Annotated in this window: 16 protein-coding genes; 3 read left to right on the top strand and 13 right to left on the bottom strand. The window is 66.6% G+C overall.

Features of this window, described 5'->3' with window-relative positions:
* Positions 1 to 109: 109 nt before the first annotated feature.
* Complete coding sequence (locus tag GV792_RS09095) at positions 110 to 565, bottom strand: nuclear transport factor 2 family protein (protein ID WP_163823575.1); 456 nt, start codon at positions 563 to 565, stop codon at positions 110 to 112.
* A gap of 110 nt (positions 566 to 675) precedes the next feature.
* On the opposite strand from GV792_RS09095, the gene GV792_RS09100 reads away from it, so the two are divergent.
* Positions 676 to 1,122, top strand: coding sequence for a DUF3592 domain-containing protein (locus GV792_RS09100; protein ID WP_163823576.1), 447 nt, complete (start codon positions 676 to 678; stop codon positions 1,120 to 1,122).
* A 101-nt stretch (positions 1,123 to 1,223) separates the two neighbouring features.
* Here the strand turns inward: GV792_RS09100 and GV792_RS09105 are convergent, their stop codons facing one another.
* The 6 genes from GV792_RS09105 to clpB form a co-directional block, all read right to left on the bottom strand.
* Entirely contained in the window at positions 1,224 to 1,916 is a 693-nt protein-coding gene (locus GV792_RS09105) for a lysoplasmalogenase (protein WP_163823577.1), read from the bottom strand.
* Between the two features lie 3 nt (positions 1,917 to 1,919).
* Complete coding sequence (locus GV792_RS09110) at positions 1,920 to 2,978, bottom strand: beta-ketoacyl-ACP synthase 3 (protein ID WP_163823578.1); 1,059 nt, start codon at positions 2,976 to 2,978, stop codon at positions 1,920 to 1,922.
* Between the two features lie 63 nt (positions 2,979 to 3,041).
* Positions 3,042 to 3,590, bottom strand: coding sequence for an orotate phosphoribosyltransferase (gene pyrE / locus GV792_RS09115; protein WP_036541023.1), 549 nt, complete (start codon positions 3,588 to 3,590; stop codon positions 3,042 to 3,044).
* Between the two features lie 116 nt (positions 3,591 to 3,706).
* Positions 3,707 to 4,894: a hypothetical protein gene (locus tag GV792_RS09120; RefSeq protein WP_256673784.1), complete on the bottom strand. Its 1,188-nt coding sequence runs from the start codon at positions 4,892 to 4,894 to the stop codon at positions 3,707 to 3,709.
* An 86-nt stretch (positions 4,895 to 4,980) separates the two neighbouring features.
* Positions 4,981 to 5,778, bottom strand: coding sequence for a DUF5666 domain-containing protein (locus GV792_RS09125; RefSeq protein WP_163823579.1), 798 nt, complete (start codon positions 5,776 to 5,778; stop codon positions 4,981 to 4,983).
* Between the two features lie 73 nt (positions 5,779 to 5,851).
* A complete protein-coding gene (gene clpB / locus GV792_RS09130; protein WP_163823580.1) occupies positions 5,852 to 8,407 on the bottom strand; it encodes an ATP-dependent chaperone ClpB in 2,556 nt (851 codons plus the stop codon).
* Positions 8,408 to 8,746: 339 nt separating this feature from the next.
* On the opposite strand from clpB, the gene GV792_RS09135 reads away from it, so the two are divergent.
* Positions 8,747 to 9,904, top strand: coding sequence for an FAD-binding oxidoreductase (locus GV792_RS09135; protein ID WP_163823581.1), 1,158 nt, complete (start codon positions 8,747 to 8,749; stop codon positions 9,902 to 9,904).
* 173 nt (positions 9,905 to 10,077) lie between these two features.
* Positions 10,078 to 10,863 carry an FAD-binding oxidoreductase gene (locus tag GV792_RS09140; RefSeq protein WP_163823582.1) on the top strand — a complete coding sequence of 262 codons (786 nt, stop codon included), beginning with the start codon at positions 10,078 to 10,080 and terminating at the stop codon, positions 10,861 to 10,863.
* A 22-nt stretch (positions 10,864 to 10,885) separates the two neighbouring features.
* Here the strand turns inward: GV792_RS09140 and GV792_RS09145 are convergent, their stop codons facing one another.
* The 6 genes from GV792_RS09145 to GV792_RS09170 all read right to left on the bottom strand — a co-directional run bounded on the left by GV792_RS09145 (position 10,886) and on the right by GV792_RS09170 (position 18,635).
* The gene (locus GV792_RS09145; RefSeq protein ID WP_163823583.1) at positions 10,886 to 12,055 is read right to left on the bottom strand and encodes a globin domain-containing protein; all 1,170 of its coding nucleotides are present in this window, start codon (positions 12,053 to 12,055) and stop codon (positions 10,886 to 10,888) included.
* A 376-nt stretch (positions 12,056 to 12,431) separates the two neighbouring features.
* Positions 12,432 to 12,833, bottom strand: a complete 402-nt coding sequence (locus GV792_RS09150) for a heat shock protein transcriptional repressor HspR (protein WP_163823584.1) — start codon at positions 12,831 to 12,833, stop codon at positions 12,432 to 12,434.
* Entirely contained in the window at positions 12,833 to 13,993 is a 1,161-nt protein-coding gene (gene dnaJ / locus GV792_RS09155) for a molecular chaperone DnaJ (protein WP_163823585.1), read from the bottom strand. Before dnaJ ends, GV792_RS09150 begins: the two co-directional genes overlap by 1 nt.
* Before the next feature lie 60 nt (positions 13,994 to 14,053).
* Positions 14,054 to 14,734 carry a nucleotide exchange factor GrpE gene (gene grpE / locus GV792_RS09160; protein ID WP_163823586.1) on the bottom strand — a complete coding sequence of 227 codons (681 nt, stop codon included), beginning with the start codon at positions 14,732 to 14,734 and terminating at the stop codon, positions 14,054 to 14,056.
* Positions 14,731 to 16,578 (bottom strand): molecular chaperone DnaK, encoded by a 1,848-nt coding sequence (gene dnaK, locus GV792_RS09165; protein ID WP_163823587.1) that lies wholly within the window; start codon positions 16,576 to 16,578, stop codon positions 14,731 to 14,733. Before dnaK ends, grpE begins: the two co-directional genes overlap by 4 nt.
* 446 nt (positions 16,579 to 17,024) lie before the next feature.
* On the bottom strand, positions 17,025 to 18,635 hold the full coding sequence (locus tag GV792_RS09170; protein ID WP_256673785.1) for a DHA2 family efflux MFS transporter permease subunit: 1,611 nt from the start codon (positions 18,633 to 18,635) through the stop codon (positions 17,025 to 17,027).
* Between the last annotated feature and the right edge of the window lie 29 nt (positions 18,636 to 18,664).

The following is an 18,664-nucleotide window of genomic DNA, read 5'->3' on the forward strand; positions in this document are numbered from 1 at the left end:
ATCGGCAGGCACGTGGATCGCTGGCCTGCAGTACCGCGCTGCCGAAATGGGGGACCGCAGCTGAACCGTCCACGACCGCCCGCTCGATCTTTGACGGTCCTGCCTGAGGCTACGAGCTCCCGGCGGCAGGTTCGGGTGCGAGGAGCGTCGTCACGGCGGCGATGGTCTTGGTGTCCCAGTAGAACGGCCGGATCTCGGCGATCCGGCCGTTCTCCAGGCGCAGGGTTTGCAGGATCGGGAAGTCGAGCTCACGTCCGGTGGCGCGGGCTCGGGCGTGGATTCGGGTGTGGACTACGGCGGTGGTGCCGGTGGCGAGGAATTGCTGGTCGAGGAGGTCGAAGACTTCCCATACGGCGCTCATTGCGGTGAAGAAGCGTTCGAGGCCGGTGTGGCCACGCCAGATGCCCCCGTATGGGAGGGCATCGGCCTGGTAAAGGACGACGTCCGGGGAGAAGTAGGGAGCGAGGGTAGCGAAGGAGGCTCGACCTGGGCCACCTGCGGCCAGGTAGCGAGCTTCGGCGGCGTACATGCCGGTGAGGACGTCGAGCGCGGTGTGGTCGGACATGGAATCAGTGTTGCGCCGCACAGAACTAGACGCTGGCGATATTCGGACACCGCGACTCATCTGCTCACGTGCCGTTCCAGGCATATCCTGGACCTACGGGGTGATGGCGCATGGACCACGTGCGAGTGTTGCGGGTGGTGCTCGGGGTGACGGCCGGGTACCTGATCCTGCTTGCGCTGTGGCTGGGGTGGGTGGTGAACCATACGCCGGACGGGACCGTGCCGTTCCAGATCATGGCGCTGGTGGGGATGTTCGGGTCGTGTATCGGGATCGGGTTGATGTGGACCGGGCGGCCGTCGAAGGCGGATCGGCAGCTGGCGCGGCACGGGATCGAGGGCTGGGCACGGGTCGAGCATGTGCGGCCGCTGGCGCGGACCGATCATCACAGTGAGATGACCGAGTTGGATCTGGAGTTCACCGTGCCGGGGTCCGAAAGTTACCGGGGGACGGTGGTTTACGACGTGACGCCAGCCGACAAGGAGCGCTTGGCGATCGGGGAGACGATTTCGATCCGCGTCGACCCGGCAAACCGGGATCGAGTGATGTTCTGTCTCTGACAGGCGCCGAGCACTCACCGTGATCGCCGTGGCAGCGCCGATCCGGAGGATTCGAGCGAACCGCGTTTCGCATGCGCCGGTGCGCCCCGGCCACGCCGCACTCAGCCGCGGTTCGCGTGCGCCTTCGGATCGGCGAGCAAGTACTGCGCCGCACCATAAGTCGCCAGAATGACACCTTCGGTCACCCGCCGCGACCGCTCACTGCGCGCGAACAGCCGCCGCAGCACGATCAACCCATCGGACACCGTGAACAGCAGCGCACCCAGCCCGAGCCTGCTCCGCGGATCATCGTTCGGAATATTCAACCCCGCAACGTTTTCCGCACCAGGTGCGAGTGCCGGATCCGATGCGAGCACCGCCGCGGTGCCCAGCGTCGCACCGTAGGCCGTCAACGGCGCCGCTATGGCAGGTGCCTTGGCACGCATCAACGCACCCGCACCAAGCCACGCCACCACTCGCGGCACAGCAATCGCCGGTTGCGGCCGCGCACCATGGCGCCACCACAGCGTCGCGTACCCGGCCTGCATCACCGCGAACGACGACGCACCGGCGATCAGCCTGCGGTCGTCATCAGGGGCGATGAGAAGCACGTCACCGACGGTGGCGGCGCCGAGCGCGCCGAGCAGCACGGTCCGGTCGGTCGGGTCGAGTTCGGCTTCGGTGCACGCGACATCCGCCGCGAGCAGCGGCATCATCAACGGCTTGGCAACCCATTGGAGCTTGTCGCGCCCGGTGAGGGCACCGAACACGGTGACGGCGGTGGCGACGAGATATCCGGTGCGAAAGGGCCGCATCTGTCAGAAGCTCGGCTCGGCGGGTTTGGGCGGCAGGGTGACGACCTGCCCGGCGTAGCTGAGCCCGGCACCGAACCCGAGCAGCAACGCCAACTGACCGCCCTTGGCCTTACCGGTGACCAGCATTTCCTCCATGGCCAGCGGGATCGAGGCGGCCGAGGTGTTGCCGGTGTTCTCGATGTCATTGGCCATCGGGATGTCCTCGGCCAGGCCGAGGTTCTTCTTCATCAGCTCGTTGATGCGGGCGTTGGCCTGATGCGGCACGAACACCTCGATGTCCTCCTTGGCGACCCCGGAGGCATTCAGTGCGTCCGACAGCGCGCGCGGCAGCGTCACCGCGGCCCAGCGGAACACCTTGGGACCTTCCATGCGCAGCGCCATCCGCTTCAGCGGCTCGCCGTCGTAGCCTTCTTCCTGGATCGCGTCGGCCCTGTTCATGTATTCGAGGAAGTCGACGTCCTGGGCGATGGCCTCGGCGTTCTCGCCGTCACTCCCCCACACCGTCGGGGAGATGCCGTTCTCCTCGCTCGGGCCGACGACGACGGCGCCCGCACCGTCACCGAAGATCATCGCGGTACCGCGGTCGGTCGGGTCGAGACCGACAGTCATCGTTTCGGCGCCGATGACCAGCACGTATTCGGCCGAACCCGACCGGATCAGGTCAGCGGCGACACCGAGGCCGTATCCGAAACCACCGCAGCCGGAGGTCAGATCGAAGGCGGGAATGCCGTTGATGCCCAGGTCCGAGGCAATGGTCGGCGCGCCGTGCGGGGTGAGCTTGAGCCAGCTGGAGGTACACAGGATGAGCGCACCGATCTTGGACCGGTCGATGCCGGTGTTGTTCAATGCGCGGTCACCGGCGGCCGCGGCCATCGAACGCAGCGTCTCGTCGCCGCTGATCCAGCGACGGTTGCGAACACCGGTGCGCTCGTAGATCCACTGGTCGGTCGAGTCGAGAACCTCGCACACCTCGTCATTGCTGACCACGCGCTGCGGCCGGTAGGCACCGATACCGAGCATCGCGACATTGTCGCGACCCTTCTTGACTGCAATGCTCACCACGGCGACTCACACGACCCTTCAACTACCGAATTAATCAGCACCAGGCTAGCCGAGGGCAACTACTCAGCCCAGGGCGAGATCCTTCAGTCCGAGAATCGAACGGTACTCCAGTCCCTCGGCGGCAATGACCTGATCGGCGCCGGTCTCCCGGTCCACCACGGTCGCCACTCCGACGACGGTCGCACCCGCCTCACGCAGCGCGCGCACGGCCGTGAGCGGCGAGTTACCGGTGGTGGTGGTGTCCTCGACGACCAGCACCCGTTTGCCGACGATGTCGGGACCTTCGATCTGGCGCTGCATGCCGTGCGTCTTGGCGGCCTTGCGCACCACGAACGCGTCGATCGGGCGGCCGGGCGCGTGCATGACGGCCAGCGCCACCGGATCGGCGCCCATGGTGAGCCCTCCGACGGCATCGAAGTCCCAGTCGGCTACCAGCTCGCGAAGCAGTTTGCCGATCAGCGGCCCGGCCTGATGGTGCAGGGTCGCGCGACGCAGGTCGACGTAGTAGTCGGCCTCTTTACCCGAGGACAGCGTCACCTTGCCGTGCACAACGGCGAGTTCGCGCACCAGCGCCGCCAAACTGTCCCGGTCGGTTGTTGCCTGGTCGATCATGTGAGTCCTTCCGCGTGTGTTCAACGAGTCGCGTCACAGCGGTTTCGGCGAAGTCCGCCCGCCAGCACCTGCGGGTCAAGGGTACGGCGTGCGCTGTGGACGCCGAGCAGAGCGGGTTACTTCGGCACCGGGCCCTGGTACGGACGGAAACCAGGGTGGAACGGGCCGCCGGGTAGCTGCGGTAGGTCATCGTCGGCGGCGGGGGCACGATAGTCGGCCGGACGGCTGGTGCGGTCGGCCGATTCGGGGCGATCGGCCCCGGACCAGCGGTCTTCACGCGCGGCCGGACGGGCGTCGGGGACGACGGCCAGGCTCGGGCGGCGCGCGGGTGGCGGATCCGCAGGGGCGTCACCGGTGCGCCCCGCTGGATCGCGCTCCGAGGGAATGGCCGCGTCGCCGGAAAGGTCGTCGTCCGCCTCGGCCCGAGCGGCGGGCCTGGCGCCGATCCCGCCGGTCTCGTCATGGTCCGGCTCGTCGTAATCGGATTCGTCGTAGTCGGCGTCGTCGTAGCCGTCATCGTCGTAATCGGTGTCGAAGTCGTCGGAGTCGACCTCGTCGGACTCGGGTTCGTCCTCGCGGAACCGCCGCGGCGCGACCCGCGCGGCCGGGCGCTCATCTGCGTCATCGACCTCGGCGGCCCGGGTCCGGGCACGACCGTGCGCGCGCCCGCCCTCGTTGTCGATCCCGCGTGGTTCGGCGACCGGCGGCAGCACATGCAGCAGGCCGGACAACCGCAGCACCGCGTCGATCGCGGCTTCCCATTCCTTGGCCGGGGTGCCGACCGACAGCATGCCGAGAGTCCAGTTGCCCTCACTCCACAGCATCTGCACCGTCTCGGGCAGCGTCTCGATGAAGGCGACCATCCGCTGATCGACGGCATGCCTGGCGATTTCGGGATTGGTCGCGAAGACCACGCGATCGCCGATGGCACCGAGCAGTTCCAGATCGTGGTCCTTGGGCGGGGCCGCGGTCTTCAAGCGCATATCGACGTCGATATCGGAGCCGATCTGCCTGCGCACGGCTACCAGCGTCGCGGAATCCTCGAGGTCGAAGAGCACGAACTTCTCGCCCTTGCGGATACCCGAGACCACGTCGACCGCGGACAGATAGCCGAGCTTGGCCAGCGCACCGCGCCGCCAGGTCGAGGACAGTGCCGGTTCCACCGACACATACGTATAGCCCTGGGCCTTGGCCCAGACCTGGCGCGCGTGACCGGTCCGCTGTCGCTGGAGCCGATCGAAATACAGCAGCACGACCGCACCCACGAGTGCGATCGCCGCCAACCCGAACCACATAGCCGTCATCGTCGTCTAGCCTATCGAGCCGACCGGGCGTTTGCCCGGCACCACCCGCGCGCGCCGCAGCGTTTGTGGCGGATCACGAAATTCTGTCATCGCCCGCCGCCCGGAAGCGCCGTGCTGATGATGATTTTCGCGTGAATCGAACCGTCGGGCGCCTTATCGCCCTGAACGACGACGAGTTCGCCGGTCGGCAGATCCGCCGCGGAACCACCCGACATCGAGATCACCTGAGTGTTGGCGTCTGTGGTGACGGTGACGGTCGAGCCACCGACCGAACTGACGGTGAGCGTGCCGGCATTGTTGGCGGTGATGGTGCCCATGGTGGCACCGATGCCGTCGATACCCTCGATACCGGGCAGGCTTGGAATGACCAGCGGCGGCGTATTCGGGCCGGGGGTCGCGTTCGGGGTGCCGCCGGCGGTTGGCACAGATGAGGTCGCGGTATCGCTGGCCGAGGGTGTCGAATCTCCGCCACCGAACAGCAGGCCCGCGACAGCGCCCGCCACCGCGATCAACAGGACAACGGCCAGGCCGAGCCCGACCCACAGGCCGGTATTGCGTCTGGGTGGACGCGGCTGTCCACCCGACGGCGGCATCGCCCCCGGACCGCCCACCGCGGCCGGATCAGGTGTCGGCTGCGTCGGCGGCTGCCATTGCTGCCCCTCATAACCACCCCACTGGCTCTCGTAGGTGGGCATTTCGCGGGTCGGGTTCGACGGCGGTTTCCACGACTCGTATTGATCGGAGCCCGGATACGCCGTCGGCCCGAAGGCCTCGGTGTATTCGGTGGTGTGCAGCGGCTCGGTTCCGGATCCACCCGGCGGACCCAGGTGTTCGGTCGGCGAATCGTCCGGCCGCTGCCCCCACGGATCGTTCGGGTTGGTCATGCACCCAAGCGTACGAGGGACGGGCGCCGCAAGCATTCTTGTCGAGATACTCGAGACGCCCGTCCAGTGCCGATCAACTACCCACGATCAGGGCGTCACCGTCCGGGCTGAGGTTGACCTTCACAGTGTCGCCGTCGGTGATCTCACCGGCGAGCAGTTCCTTGGCGAGGGTGTCGCCGATGGACTGCTGGATCAGCCTGCGCAGCGGCCGCGCACCGTAGACCGGGTCATAGCCGCGCACGGCCAGCCAGAACCGCGCCGAATCGCTGACGTCCAGCTTCAGCCTGCGCTGCGACAGCCGCTTCTGCAGCTGGTCGAGCTGGATGTCGACGATGGACTCCAGCTGCTCCTCATCGAGCGGGTGGAACATCACGACGTCGTCGAGCCGGTTGAGGAACTCCGGTTTGAACGCCGAGCGGACAGCGTTCATCACGAAGTCCTTGTCGCCACCGGCACCCAAGTTGGAGGTGAGGATGAGGATGGTGTTGCGGAAGTCGACCGTGCGACCCTGGCCATCGGTCAGCCGTCCCTCGTCGAGTACGGCGAGCAGGATGTCGAACACATCCGGATGCGCCTTCTCGATCTCATCGAACAGCACCACGGTGTAGGGCCTGCGCCGCACCGCCTCGGTGAGCTGACCGCCCTGGTCGTAGCCGACGTATCCGGGCGGGGCGCCGACCAGCCGCGCGACGGCGTGCTTCTCGCTGTACTCGCTCATGTCGATGCGCACCATGGCGCGCTCGTCGTCGAACAGGAAGTCGGCCAGCGCCTTGGCCAGCTCGGTCTTGCCGACGCCGGTGGGACCGACGAACAGGAACGAGCCGGTCGGCCGGTTCGGATCGGCGACGCCCGCGCGCGCCCGGCGCACCGCGTCCGACACCGCCTGCACGGCCTCGGTCTGCCCGACGACGCGCCTGCCGAGTTCGGACTCCATCCGCAGCAGCTTCTGCGTCTCGCCCTCGAGCATGCGGCCTACCGGAATGCCCGTCCATGCCGACACCACTTCGGCGATATCGTCCGGTCCCACCTCTTCCTTCAGCATGACCTCGCCGTCAGCGGCGGTCGCGGACGTCTTCTCGGCCTCGGCGAGCTGCTTTTCCAGCGCGGGAATCTTGCCGTAGCGCAGCTCGGCCGCCTTGCCGAGATCGCCGTCGCGTTCGGCCCGGTCGGAGGCACCGCGCAACGATTCCAGTTCCTCTTTGAGGACCCGGACCTGGTCGATGGCGTTCTTCTCGTTCTGCCAACGAGTGGTGAGCTGATTGAGCTTCTCTCGGTCGTCGGCCAGTTCGGAGCGCAGCTTCTCCAGCCGCTGCTCGGATGCCTCGTCGGTCTCCTTGGCGAGGGCGACCTCCTCGATCTCGAGTCGCCGCACGGCGCGCTCGACCTCGTCGATTTCGACCGGGCGGGAATCGATCTCCATGCGCAACCGCGAGGCCGATTCGTCGACCAGGTCGATCGCCTTGTCCGGCAGGAAGCGGGAGGTGATGTAGCGGTCGGACAACGTGGCCGCAGCGACCAGTGCCGAGTCGGTGATGCGCACACCGTGGTGCACCTCGTAGCGCTCCTTGATCCCGCGCAGGATGCCGACGGTGTCCTCCACCGATGGCTCGCCGACCAGCACCTGCTGGAACCGGCGCTCGAGCGCGGCGTCCTTTTCGATGTGCTGGCGGTATTCCTCCAGCGTGGTGGCGCCGACCAGGCGCAGTTCACCGCGGGCAAGCATCGGCTTGATCATGTTGCCCGCGTCCATCGCGGATTCGCCGGTGGCACCGGCGCCGACGATGGTGTGCAGTTCGTCGATGAAGGTGATGATCTGGCCCGCGCTGTTCTTGATGTCCTCGAGCACGGCCTTGAGCCGCTCCTCGAATTCACCGCGATACTTCGCGCCCGCGACCATCGCACCGAGGTCCAGCGAGACCACGGATTTACCGCGCAGCGATTCGGGGACGTCACCGGCGACGATCCGCTGAGCCAGCCCCTCGACGATGGCGGTCTTGCCGACACCGGGCTCACCGATGAGCACCGGGTTGTTCTTGGTGCGCCGCGACAGCACCTGGACCACGCGCCGGATCTCGGTATCGCGCCCGATCACCGGATCGAGCTTGCCCGCGCGGGCGGCGTCGGTGAGGTCGGTGGAGTACTTCTCCAGCGCCTGGTAGCTGCCTTCCGGATCGGGGCTGGTGACCCGGGCACTGCCACGCACGGTGGTGAACGCCTCGCGCAGGGCGGCGGCGGTGGCACCGTACTTGGTGAGCAACATGGTGATGTCGGTGTCGCCCTCGGCCAAGCCGACCATGACGTGCTCGGTCGAGACGTATTCATCGCCCATCTCGGTCGCGAGTCCTTGCGCAGCGGTGATCGCGGCAAGGGCTTCGCGGCCGAGCTGGGGTGTGGTGGTCGCTCCGGTCGCCCGCGGCAATCGGTCGACGATGTCTTGCGCCTCGCGTCGGACGGCTGCCGGATCCGTACCGACGGCCTTCAGCAAGGGGGCGGCGATGCCGTCGGTTTGATCCAGCAACGCCACCAGCAAGTGCGCCGGACGGATCTCCGGATTGCCCGCGGCCGAGGCCGCCTGCAGGGCAGCGGTGAGCGCCGCCTGGGTCTTGGTGGTGGGATTGAACGAGTCCACAAAGCACCTTCCTACTAGTCGATGTCTCCCCGGTGCCGAATGCGTGCAGGGCCTGCCGCCGTCGTCGGCACGGTGTCCTATCGTTCAACGCTCGAAAGGTTGAGTCTGTTCCGCTCAACTTTGGCAATTTTCGCGGCGCGCTGGGGCCGGACTCGATGCGAACGCTACGCCGTGATCGTGACCCGCAGAACGATGTTGCGCATCCAACATGTGACAAATGCCGGTAACCTGCCCTTACCCACATGACCACGGCGTTTTCAGGGATACTTGCCTCGACGGAGGACCGCCGGTTACGGGTAGGTCCCCGGGCAGCTATTCGAGGGAAAGGAAGCCCACGCCGTGGATGCGCGTTCGGCTGCGCTGGTCCGCGCCAACTTCCGTTCGGTGATCGACTCACCGCACGGACCCGAGCGGTTGATCAGTGCGTTTTATGGTCATCTGTTCGCCGAGGATCCTCGGCTGCGAGAACTGTTTCCCCCCGCTATGGATATGCAGCCGAAACGGCTGGTCACGGCCATCCAGTACATGCTCGATCACCTCGAGGACTGGGATCGGGCGCAGAAGTTCCTCGAACAGCTGGCCCGCGACCACCGCAAGTACGGTGTCGAGGCCTCGCATTACGACCTCGCAGGCCGCGCCCTGTTCGCCGCGGCCCATACCTACAACGGTCCGGCCTGGACCGCCGAACTGGCCGACGGCTGGCGTGACATCACCCTGTTGATCGCCGCAGCCATGGCCATCGGTGCCAACTCCGACGATTCACCGCCCTACTGGGAGGCCACCGTCGTCGGGCACCGGCACGTGCTAGAGGACCTGGCCATCGTGCGGCTGCAATCCGACAGCCCGATCCCCTACCAGGCCGGCCAGTACGTGCCGGTCGCAGTGCCGCAGCGGCCGAAGATGTGGCGCTACCTGTCCCCCGCCATTCCGGCCAACCCGTACGGCGAAATCGAATTCCATGTCCGCAAGGTCCGCGGCGGCTGGGTGAGCCCAGCCATCGTCAACGACACCACCGTCGGCGACCGCTGGCTGCTCGGCGGCCCACTCGGCGGTTTGCGTGTCGACCCGGACAGTGGCCGCGACGTGCTGATGATCGGCTCCGGCACCGGTATCGCCCCGCTGCGCGCTCAGCTGATCGAGATGGGACAGCGCGGTATCAACCCGCGGGTGCACTTCTTCATCGGCGGCGTGTACCCGTGCGACCTGTACGACGTGGAGAACATGTGGCAGCTCTCGCAGAGCAATCCGTGGCTGACCATCGTGCCGGTCTGCGAGCAGAAGACGAATCCGTGGTGGTATCCGCATCCGGCGTCGGACGCGCCATACGGCATGCATCGGCGTCTGGTCGGAAATCTCGGTGCGGTGGTCGCCAGCTTCGGGTCGTGGTCGGACCGCCAGATCCAGATCGCCGGATCGGCGAAGATGATCGCCGACACCAGGCGCGCGCTGCTCGCGGTGGGCACACCGGAATCGATCATCAGCGCCGATCCCGTCTGAGCGCACGGCCGGATCTCGCCCGGCCACCGCGAATCCGGTAGTACGCCAACCTGATCCGGTCGAGGACCGGAGGTGGTAGCGAAGCGTCACCACACAGTGCCTCCGGAACAGGCACAATCGGACACAAGCCCGTGCCGGCCGACGCCCGCACCAGAGCCCCTCTGAGAGTAGGTATGGACATCGATCCGCATGCGCCGCGCAACGGCGCGGTTCCGGAAGCACCCGTGTGGAAGTCGACCGTCGTCGGACATCATCGACTGCGCCATGATCTCGCAGTGATCCGGCTGATCGGGGAGTTCGTCCCGTTCACCGCCGGACAGTCGGTCGAGGTGCGGGTTCCGCAGTTCCCTGGGCTGCGCCGCAGATTGTCACCGGCGCTGCCGCCGTCGCTGGACGGCAAGCTCGAGTTCCATGTGCGGACCGTGCCCGGCGGCTGGTGCAGCGGCGGGATCGTGGCCGATACGGCCGCGGGTGACGAGTGGACGCTCGGTGCGCCCGCTGGCACGTTCGCGATCGACCCAACGGGCGATGAGGTCGTGATGATCGCAGGCGGGACAGGTCTGGCGCCGATGCGCGCGCAGATCCTGGAACTGGCCCGCCGTGAGGTGCAGCCGCCGACCTACCTGTTCGTCGGCGGTGCCTCACCGCGGGAGCTCTACGCCGCGGACATGCTGACCCTGCTCGCCGAGGAATTGCCCTGGCTGACCGTGGTTCCGGTGGTGGAGAGCCCGGAGGATTCGGACCGGCCAGACGAATGGCACGAGCGCTCCCGGGTCGATATCGGGTTCGCTCCCGATGAGCTGCTGTACGGGACGCTGGCGGATGTGATCGGCTCGCACGGTGCGTTCGACCGTCATCAGGTGCTGGTGTGTGGGTCGCCGGCGATGACACGCGCGACCGTCGAGCGGTTGCTGGAGACCGGGACGCCTGCGGAGCGAATCCAGTTCGAGGGCGGCTGATTCCACAGCCGGTACGGCCGGTTCAGAAGAGCGGATCGTGACGAATGTTCATGGTGCGTGTCCCGGTGGCCATCAGCCGGAACTTGGTGGTCTGCACCATGGAGGGTGAGCCGACGATCTGCACATCACGGTCGGCCCATGCGCCATAGGAGGCGACGATCTTTCCGATCTGCCCGGTCACCCGAGGTTCGAGGCCGGGCCAGGATCTCTCGGTAGTCGCCCCGTCGTAGTACCACCACGGGTTCTCGGCGCGTTCGGTCACCGGCGTCACCGTCAGCCATTTGTTGGCGACTGCCAGCTTGCTCAGCGTGTCCAGATCGTAGAGATCACACGGATGATGCCCGCCGACGAACATATGCACCTTGGGATTGCTCCGTCGCTGCGCCATCGCCATGAGCTGTGCTCGCAGCGGCGCGATTCCGGTGCCGCAACCGATCATCAGCATTTTACGTTTCGTATTGCGCGGAATTCCGAGCCCGCCGAGTGGCGCACCGAGCAGCCACTGATCACCCACCACGGTATTGCCGACGATCGCCGGGCTGACCCAGCCGCCGAGCACGGATCGAATATGGAATTCGATCTCGCCGTTGGCATTCGCGGGTACCGCGGGCGACATATAGCGCCACATGCGTGGCCGCGACGGAATCTGCACGCTCAGATACTGACCGGCGGCGTACTGCATCGGCTGGTCCAGTTGCAGCCGGACCACCGCCAGATTGCGTAATACCTCGCGCCGTTCGACGACGGTGCCGGTCCACACCGGCGGTGCGTTCTCCTTTTCGGCGCCGCCGATCATCGCCTCCGCGATGAGCGTGAGGCCCTCGGTCCACGCGCGCTCCACCTCATCGGTCCACATCTCCGAACCGGCGAATCGGCGCATCGCCGCTTTCAACGATTCCGCCACCGCCGCGTAGTGGACGCGCTGGACGCCGTACTTGCGGTGGTCGCGACCGAGCTGGGCGAGAAATGGCAGCAACTTTTCCGGCTCCTCGAGCCGGTCGAGCGCATATCCGATGGCCTTGACAAGGCGATCGCGCTGTGCATCCATCGCCGCGGGAAAATAATCGCGAACCTGCGGATAGTCGGTGAACAAGATCGCGTAGAACGATCTGGCCAAACGCTCCGCCCCACCCTCTTCCGCAGCAACCGCTTTGAATGTCGTCCTTATCAGCGCGATGGATCGCGAATCCATGTGTGTCACAACCCCATTTCGCATTCGAGCACTATCCGTGCCGGCGAGTGAGGTGCTGCGGGACACTCGTCAGCAGCCGATGGCTTGGAAGTGTAGGCGAGGTTAGCCGGCGGCGGAATGGACGAATGAAACATCCCAGGTGTAATTCCGCCGAAACAAGGGTAGTGCGTACGAATTCGACGCGAAACCGACTGAATGACTGGATAAATCGGATGAAATCCGTCACTCGACCACTCAATATGCAAGCTTCACAATGAAGTTCGCATCCGACAGCGATCTAATGGCAAATCCTCAACGAAGCATGGACGAGAACCGGGCCCCGTCCCGGTTCACTGCTGAACCGAGCCGAGGCCCGAGAACTCGTCCGCCCGAACGGCTACCGGCGATTGCGCGGCTGCCACACCACCAGCGCGGTACTGCGCTGCGGCGGGGTCAGATCCGCACGGTAGTTCGCCCGCGTCCGCTCCAGCTCCGCGTTCAGCTCGGCGACCCGCTGCTGCAAGGCCTCGACCTGATTGGTGAGCTCGATGATCCGTTTGATGCCTGCCAGGTTGACGCCCTCGTCCTGGGACAGCCGCTGCACCTCGCGCAGCAACTCGACGTCCCTGGCCGAATAGCGCCGCCCGCCACCCGAAGTACGTTGCGGCGTTACCAGTCCGAGGCGGTCATAGGTACGCAGCGTCTGCGCATGCATGCCCGCCAACTGCGCCGCCACCGAGATCATGAAGTACTCGGCACGCGACGGCCCACCGGATGCCTGCTTCGGATCGCCGGACATTACGCACCTGCCCATCCCGCTCGCGGATCGAAACCACTGGCCTTCTCCGCCTCCTGCAGCGCACGCAGCGCGTCGGTGGCGTCGTTGTCCAATTTCTGCGGCACCGCGACCTTGACGGTGACCAGCAGATCACCGGCTCCGCCGCCGCGCTTGGGTACCCCGCGACCGCGCACTCGCAGGATGCGGCCGTCGGCGGTGCCCGCAGGCACCTTCACCCCGACCCGGCCCTCCAGCGTCGGCACCGACACCGTGGTGCCGAGAACCAGCTCGCCGTAGCTGACCGGCAGCACCAGGGTCAGATCATCGCCGTTACGGCCGAAGACCTTGTCCTGGCTGACGTGCACCGTGACGAACAGGTCGCCCGAGGGTGCACCGCGCAGGCCCGCCTCGCCCTGGCCCGCCAACCGGATCCGCTGCCCGTCCGCAACACCAGGAGGGATGCGCACGGTAATGGTGCGGGTGCGGTTCTGGATGCCGCTGCCATGGCAATCGACGCACGGGTCGTCGATGATCGAGCCGGTACCGCGGCAGTCGTCGCACGGCTCGCTGAAACCGAACGCACCCTGGTTGCGGCTGATGACGCCGGTCCCATTGCAATTCGGACAGACCCGAGGACTGGTGCCGGGCTTGGCTCCACTGCCATGGCAGGTGGTGCACGGCGAAGGGCTGGTCATCCGCAACGGGACTGTGGCGCCCTGCGCGGCCTCGCGGAAGCCGAGTGTCGTCTCGGTTTCCACATCGGCGCCGCGCCGCGGCCGGCTCGCCGACCGCGTGCCGCCCCGATTGAACAATCCGCCGAACAGATCGCCGATCCCGCCGTCACCGCCGGTGGCACCCGCGCCGAAGATATCGCCGAGGTTGAACTCTTGCGAGAATCCGCCGCCTGAGCCGGGGTTGAACCCGCCGCGTGGGTAGCCACCGCCCGCGAACAGCTTGCGGGTGTCGTCGTACTCCTTGCGCTTGGCCGGATCCGACAGCACGGCATGCGCTTCGCTGACGGTCTTGAACCGCTCCTCGGCCTTGGTATCGCCGGGGTTGGCATCCGGATGCAGGTCACGCGCGAGTTTGCGGTAGGCCTTCTTGATCTCGTCCTGCGATGCGCCGGAGGAGACACCCAGCTCCTTGTAGAAGTCCTTCTCGATCCACTCCCGTTGACTCACCGGGCATCTCCTCCTTTCGTCACTATTGTGCGGCGCACCGCGTGCGGCTCGGCCGCGCTTTTAACCTTCGTTGGTGCCGGCATCAGCATCCGATGCCTCGGCGTCGCCCGACGCGGCCGCTTCGGCCTGGTCGGCAGGGGCGGCGGTGGGCAGATCACCCACACCGTCGGTTACCCCGACCAGTGCGTGCCGAAGCACCCGATCACCGAACCGATAACCCTTGCGCATCACGAGACCGATCACCGGATCATGTCCGGAACCCTCGTGCTGCACTGCCTCGTGCAGGGTCGGGTCGAAAGGCTCACCCTCCGAACCGAACTCCTCGAGACCCTGTTTGCGCAGTGCGTCGGCCAGCTTGTCGGCTACCGACTTCAGCGGACCAGATTCCAGATCACCGTGCGCCTTGGCGCGATCGAGATCATCGAGCACGCCGAGCAGTTCGGTGACCACGCCCGCCTTGGCCGCATCGGTCGCGGCCTTGCGGTCGCGTTCGACCCGGCGCCGGTAGTTGGTGTACTCGGCGGTCAGGCGTTGCAGATCGGCGGTGCGCTCGGCCAGTTCGACGGAGGCATCCGACACCGGCGCTTCGCCGCCGTCACCGTTGGCGGCCTCCGGCCCGGCCGGGGCGGCACCATTGCCCGCCCCGGCCTGCTCCCGAACCTCACCGGTATCGGGATCGACCTTGCGCTTGTCGACGAAGCTGATCGGCTCCTCGGAGTTCCCAGCGTTCGCGTTCGTCACTTCTTCTCCGTGTCCACCGGCTCGTCGACGACCTCGGCATCGACGACCTGATCGTCGTCGGCCGTCGCGGAGGCACCGTTACCGGAAGCGGCCGCATCGGCGGCGGACGCCTCGTAGATCGCCTGGCCGAGGGCCTGCGACTCGGTGGCCAGCTTCTCCACGGCGGTCTTGACCGCGGCGATGTCGGTGCCCTTCAGGGCCTCCTTCGCCTCGCCGATCGCGGCCTCGACCTTTTCCTTCACGTCGGCAGGCACCTTGTCGGTGTTGTCGGCGATGAACTTCTCGGTCTGGTGCACCAGCGATTCGGCCTGGTTGCGGGTCTCGGCCTCCTCGCGGCGGGCCTTGTCCTCGGCGGCGTGCGCCTCGGCGTCCTTGACCATCCGGTCGATCTCTTCCTTGGACAGGCCGGAGCCGTCCTGGATCTTGATCGTGTTCTCTTTGCCGGTGCCCTTGTCCTTCGCGGTGACGTGCACGATGCCGTTGGCGTCGATGTCGAAGGTGACCTCGATCTGCGGCACGCCGCGCGGGGCCGGCGGGATACCGGTCAGCTCGAAGGAACCGAGCAGCTTGTTGTGCGAAGCGATCTCGCGCTCACCCTGGAACACCTGGATCTGCACCGACGGCTGGTTGTCATCAGCGGTGGTGAAGGTCTCCGAACGCTTGGTCGGAATGGTGGTGTTGCGCTCGATGAGCTTGGTCATCACGCCACCCTTGGTCTCGATGCCCAGCGACAGCGGGGTGACATCGAGCAGCAGGACGTCCTTGACCTCACCCTTGAGCACACCGGCCTGCAGGGCGGCGCCGACGGCGACGACCTCGTCCGGGTTCACGCCCTTGTTGGGCTCCTTGCCACCGGTCAGTTCCTTGACCAGCTCGGAGACAGCCGGCATACGGGTGGATCCACCGACCAGCACGACGTGGTCGATATCGGAGACCTTGATGCCCGCGTCCTTGATCACGGACTGGAACGGCGCGCGGGTGCGGTCGAGCAGGTCGGAGGTGATCTTCTGGAACTCGGCGCGGGTCAGCTGCTCGTCGAGGAACAGCGGGTTCTTGTCCGCGTCAACGGTGATGTAGGGCAGGTTGATCGAGGTGCTCTGGCTCGAGGACAGTTCGATCTTGGCCTTCTCGGCAGCCTCGCGCAGACGCTGCATGGCCATCTTGTCCTTGGTCAGGTCGATGCCCGAGCTGGCCTTGAACTTGTCGACCAGCCAGCCGACGACGCGCTCGTCCCAGTCGTCACCACCGAGGTGGTTGTCACCGGAGGTGGCGCGGACCTCGACGACGCCCTCGCCGATTTCCAGCAGCGAGACGTCGAAGGTGCCGCCACCGAGGTCGAACACCAGGATGGTCTGTTCCTTGTCGCCCTTGTCCAGGCCGTAGGCCAGCGCGGCCGCGGTGGGCTCGTTGACGATGCGCAGCACGTTCAGGCCTGCGATCTGGCCGGCTTCCTTGGTGGCCTGGCGCTGGGCGTCCTCGAAGTAGGCGGGGACGGTGATGACCGCGTCGGTGATCTCCTCACCGAGGTAGGCTTCGGCGTCACGCTTGAGCTTCATCAGCGTGCGCGCGCTGATCTCCTGCGGGGTGTACTTCTTGTCGTCGATCTCGACGCTCCAGTCGGTGCCGATGTGGCGCTTCACCGAGCGGATGGTGCGGTCGACGTTGGTGACGGCCTGGTTCTTGGCGGGCTGACCCACCAGCACCTCACCGTTCTTGGCGAAGGCGACGACCGAGGGTGTGGTGCGCGAACCCTCCGAGTTGGCGACGACGACCGGCTCACCACCTTCGAGAACGGCGACGACCGAGTTCGTGGTCCCGAGGTCGATTCCGACCGCACGAGCCATTGTGTTTCCTCCTATGTATCGACTGCTTGTGTGATGTCGGGGCGATGCCCGTCACGGCGCTTTCCCGCGCCGTCGGACCCGGCCCCTGACACTGCACGGAGCACGGTCCCAGCAATGCTGAGCGTGGTCGGCTCAATCCTGCATCCCGATCCCGCCGAGAGTCAAGTCAAACTTGAGTCGATCACACTCAACATCGTTCGATCAGCTCAACCAGCGGTCCCCAGGATCTATTCCCGGAGGAAGAAAACCCTCCGAACCCATCGCCCGGAGCCCACCCCGCGCGTCATTCTTCCGCCGCCTACCCCTCCGAACCAGCACCGCGGCCACATCGTGACCCGCCCGCTACCTCGGGCAACCCACAACCTGGCCGACGCGATCGACACACCGCGAGGGATGCGGCGGCGCGAGCTGGGCGCACCACCCACCCAGCTCACCCCGACCGCAACCTATCGCCTGCTGAGCTCCGTGTCGGGCTCGCTCACCGGCGCGGGAGTCGGCCTCATGAACAGCGTAGCGAGCAAGGCCGCGCCGAGGAGGGCGGCGCAGAGGTAGCTCGACAGTTCGATCGCATCCGACATCGCGTCGCGGGCGGCGATGGCGATCGACTCGGTCGCGGGGTCGGCGGCGAGGGCGGGCACGACCGATCCGGCGCTGTCGGTGACCATGGCGCCGAACTGCTCGACGTTCTGGTCCGGTAGACCTGCGTCAGTCAGGCGGTCACGCGTGCCAGCGCCGAGGGAACTGAAGAACAGCGTGGTGAGCACCGCGATACCAAGCGCGGAACCCAGTTCGCGCGCGGCGCTCTGAATACCCGAGCCTTGGCCCGCGCTAGGCCCCGGGACATCGGCGAGCGCGACGTTGGTGACCTGAGCGGTCGCGAACCCCACGCCGATGCCGTACACGAACAGCGCGATCGCGATCGTCCACCACGCGCTGTCGGCCGCGGCGAAGAGCCCGAGCAAGACCAAACCTGTGGCTTCCAGCGCGAGCCCGATGCGCACCTGCCCGAGTGCCGACACCGACGCGGTCAGCGAGAAACTGGCGCCGCTGGCACAAAAACTGCCCACCGCGAGCGGCACCAATGCCAGCCCGGCCTGGAGTGCGCTGTAGCCCAGCGTGAATTGCAACCACAGCGGCAGCACGGCAATGATGCCGAACTCACCGAGACCAACCAGCAGCGTGACCGCGTTGCCCTTTCGGAACGACCCGATCCCGAAAAGCCGCACATCCATGAGCGGTTCGGCACCGAGGCGGCCGAGCCGAGATTGCCGCAGCCAGAACGCCGACAGCGCCACCGCCGACAGCGCGAACGCGACGAGCACCGGCGAGGGACCACCGCTCCACTCGACACCGGCGAGACGCAGCGGTTCGGTGGTCAGCAGCCAACCGTGCGCACGGCCTTCGATCAGGCCGAACGACAACAGGCCGAGGCCGCAGATCGACAGCAGCGCGCCGACGATGTCGACTCGCCCGCGCACCGTCGTCGAGGCAGGCAGATAACGCAGCACTCCCACCGCGATCAGTACCACCGCGGGAATATTGATGCCGAACGCCCACCGCCAGGAGAAGTCGGCCAGCCAACCGCCGAGCAGCGGCCCCACCGCGGCGGCCGCGCCGATGGTCGAGCCCCAGACCGCGAACGCCCGCCCACGCGCTTCGCCGGTGAACGCGGCGTTGATCAGCGCCAGCGAGGTCGGCAGGATCATCGCCCCGCCGACGCCCTGTACGAATCGAGCGATGATCAGCAGACCGCCGTTCGGCGCGAAAGCCGCCAGCAGGCTCGTCAGCCCGAAGACGGCCAGGCCGATCAGGAACAGCTTCCGCGCGCCGTAGAGGTCCGACAACCGTCCGGTGAGCAGCAGCAGTGCGGCGAACACGATCGCATAGGACTCCTGGACCCACTGCGCCTGGATCGAGGTGATCGCCAGGTCGTCGATGATCGGGGCGACGATCACGTTCACGATCGTCAGATCCACCACGATCAGCGCGACACCGAGTGATACCGCGATCAACCCCAACCACGCACGCCTCGTCGGCGCCTCGGTCGATGTACTCAAATTTACCTCCACCATGAAGTTACTTTATT

Origin of the sequence: Nocardia cyriacigeorgica (genome assembly GCF_010868145.1) — a bacterium.
In the GTDB taxonomy this organism is placed as follows: Bacteria; Actinomycetota; Actinomycetes; order Mycobacteriales; family Mycobacteriaceae; genus Nocardia; species Nocardia cyriacigeorgica_D.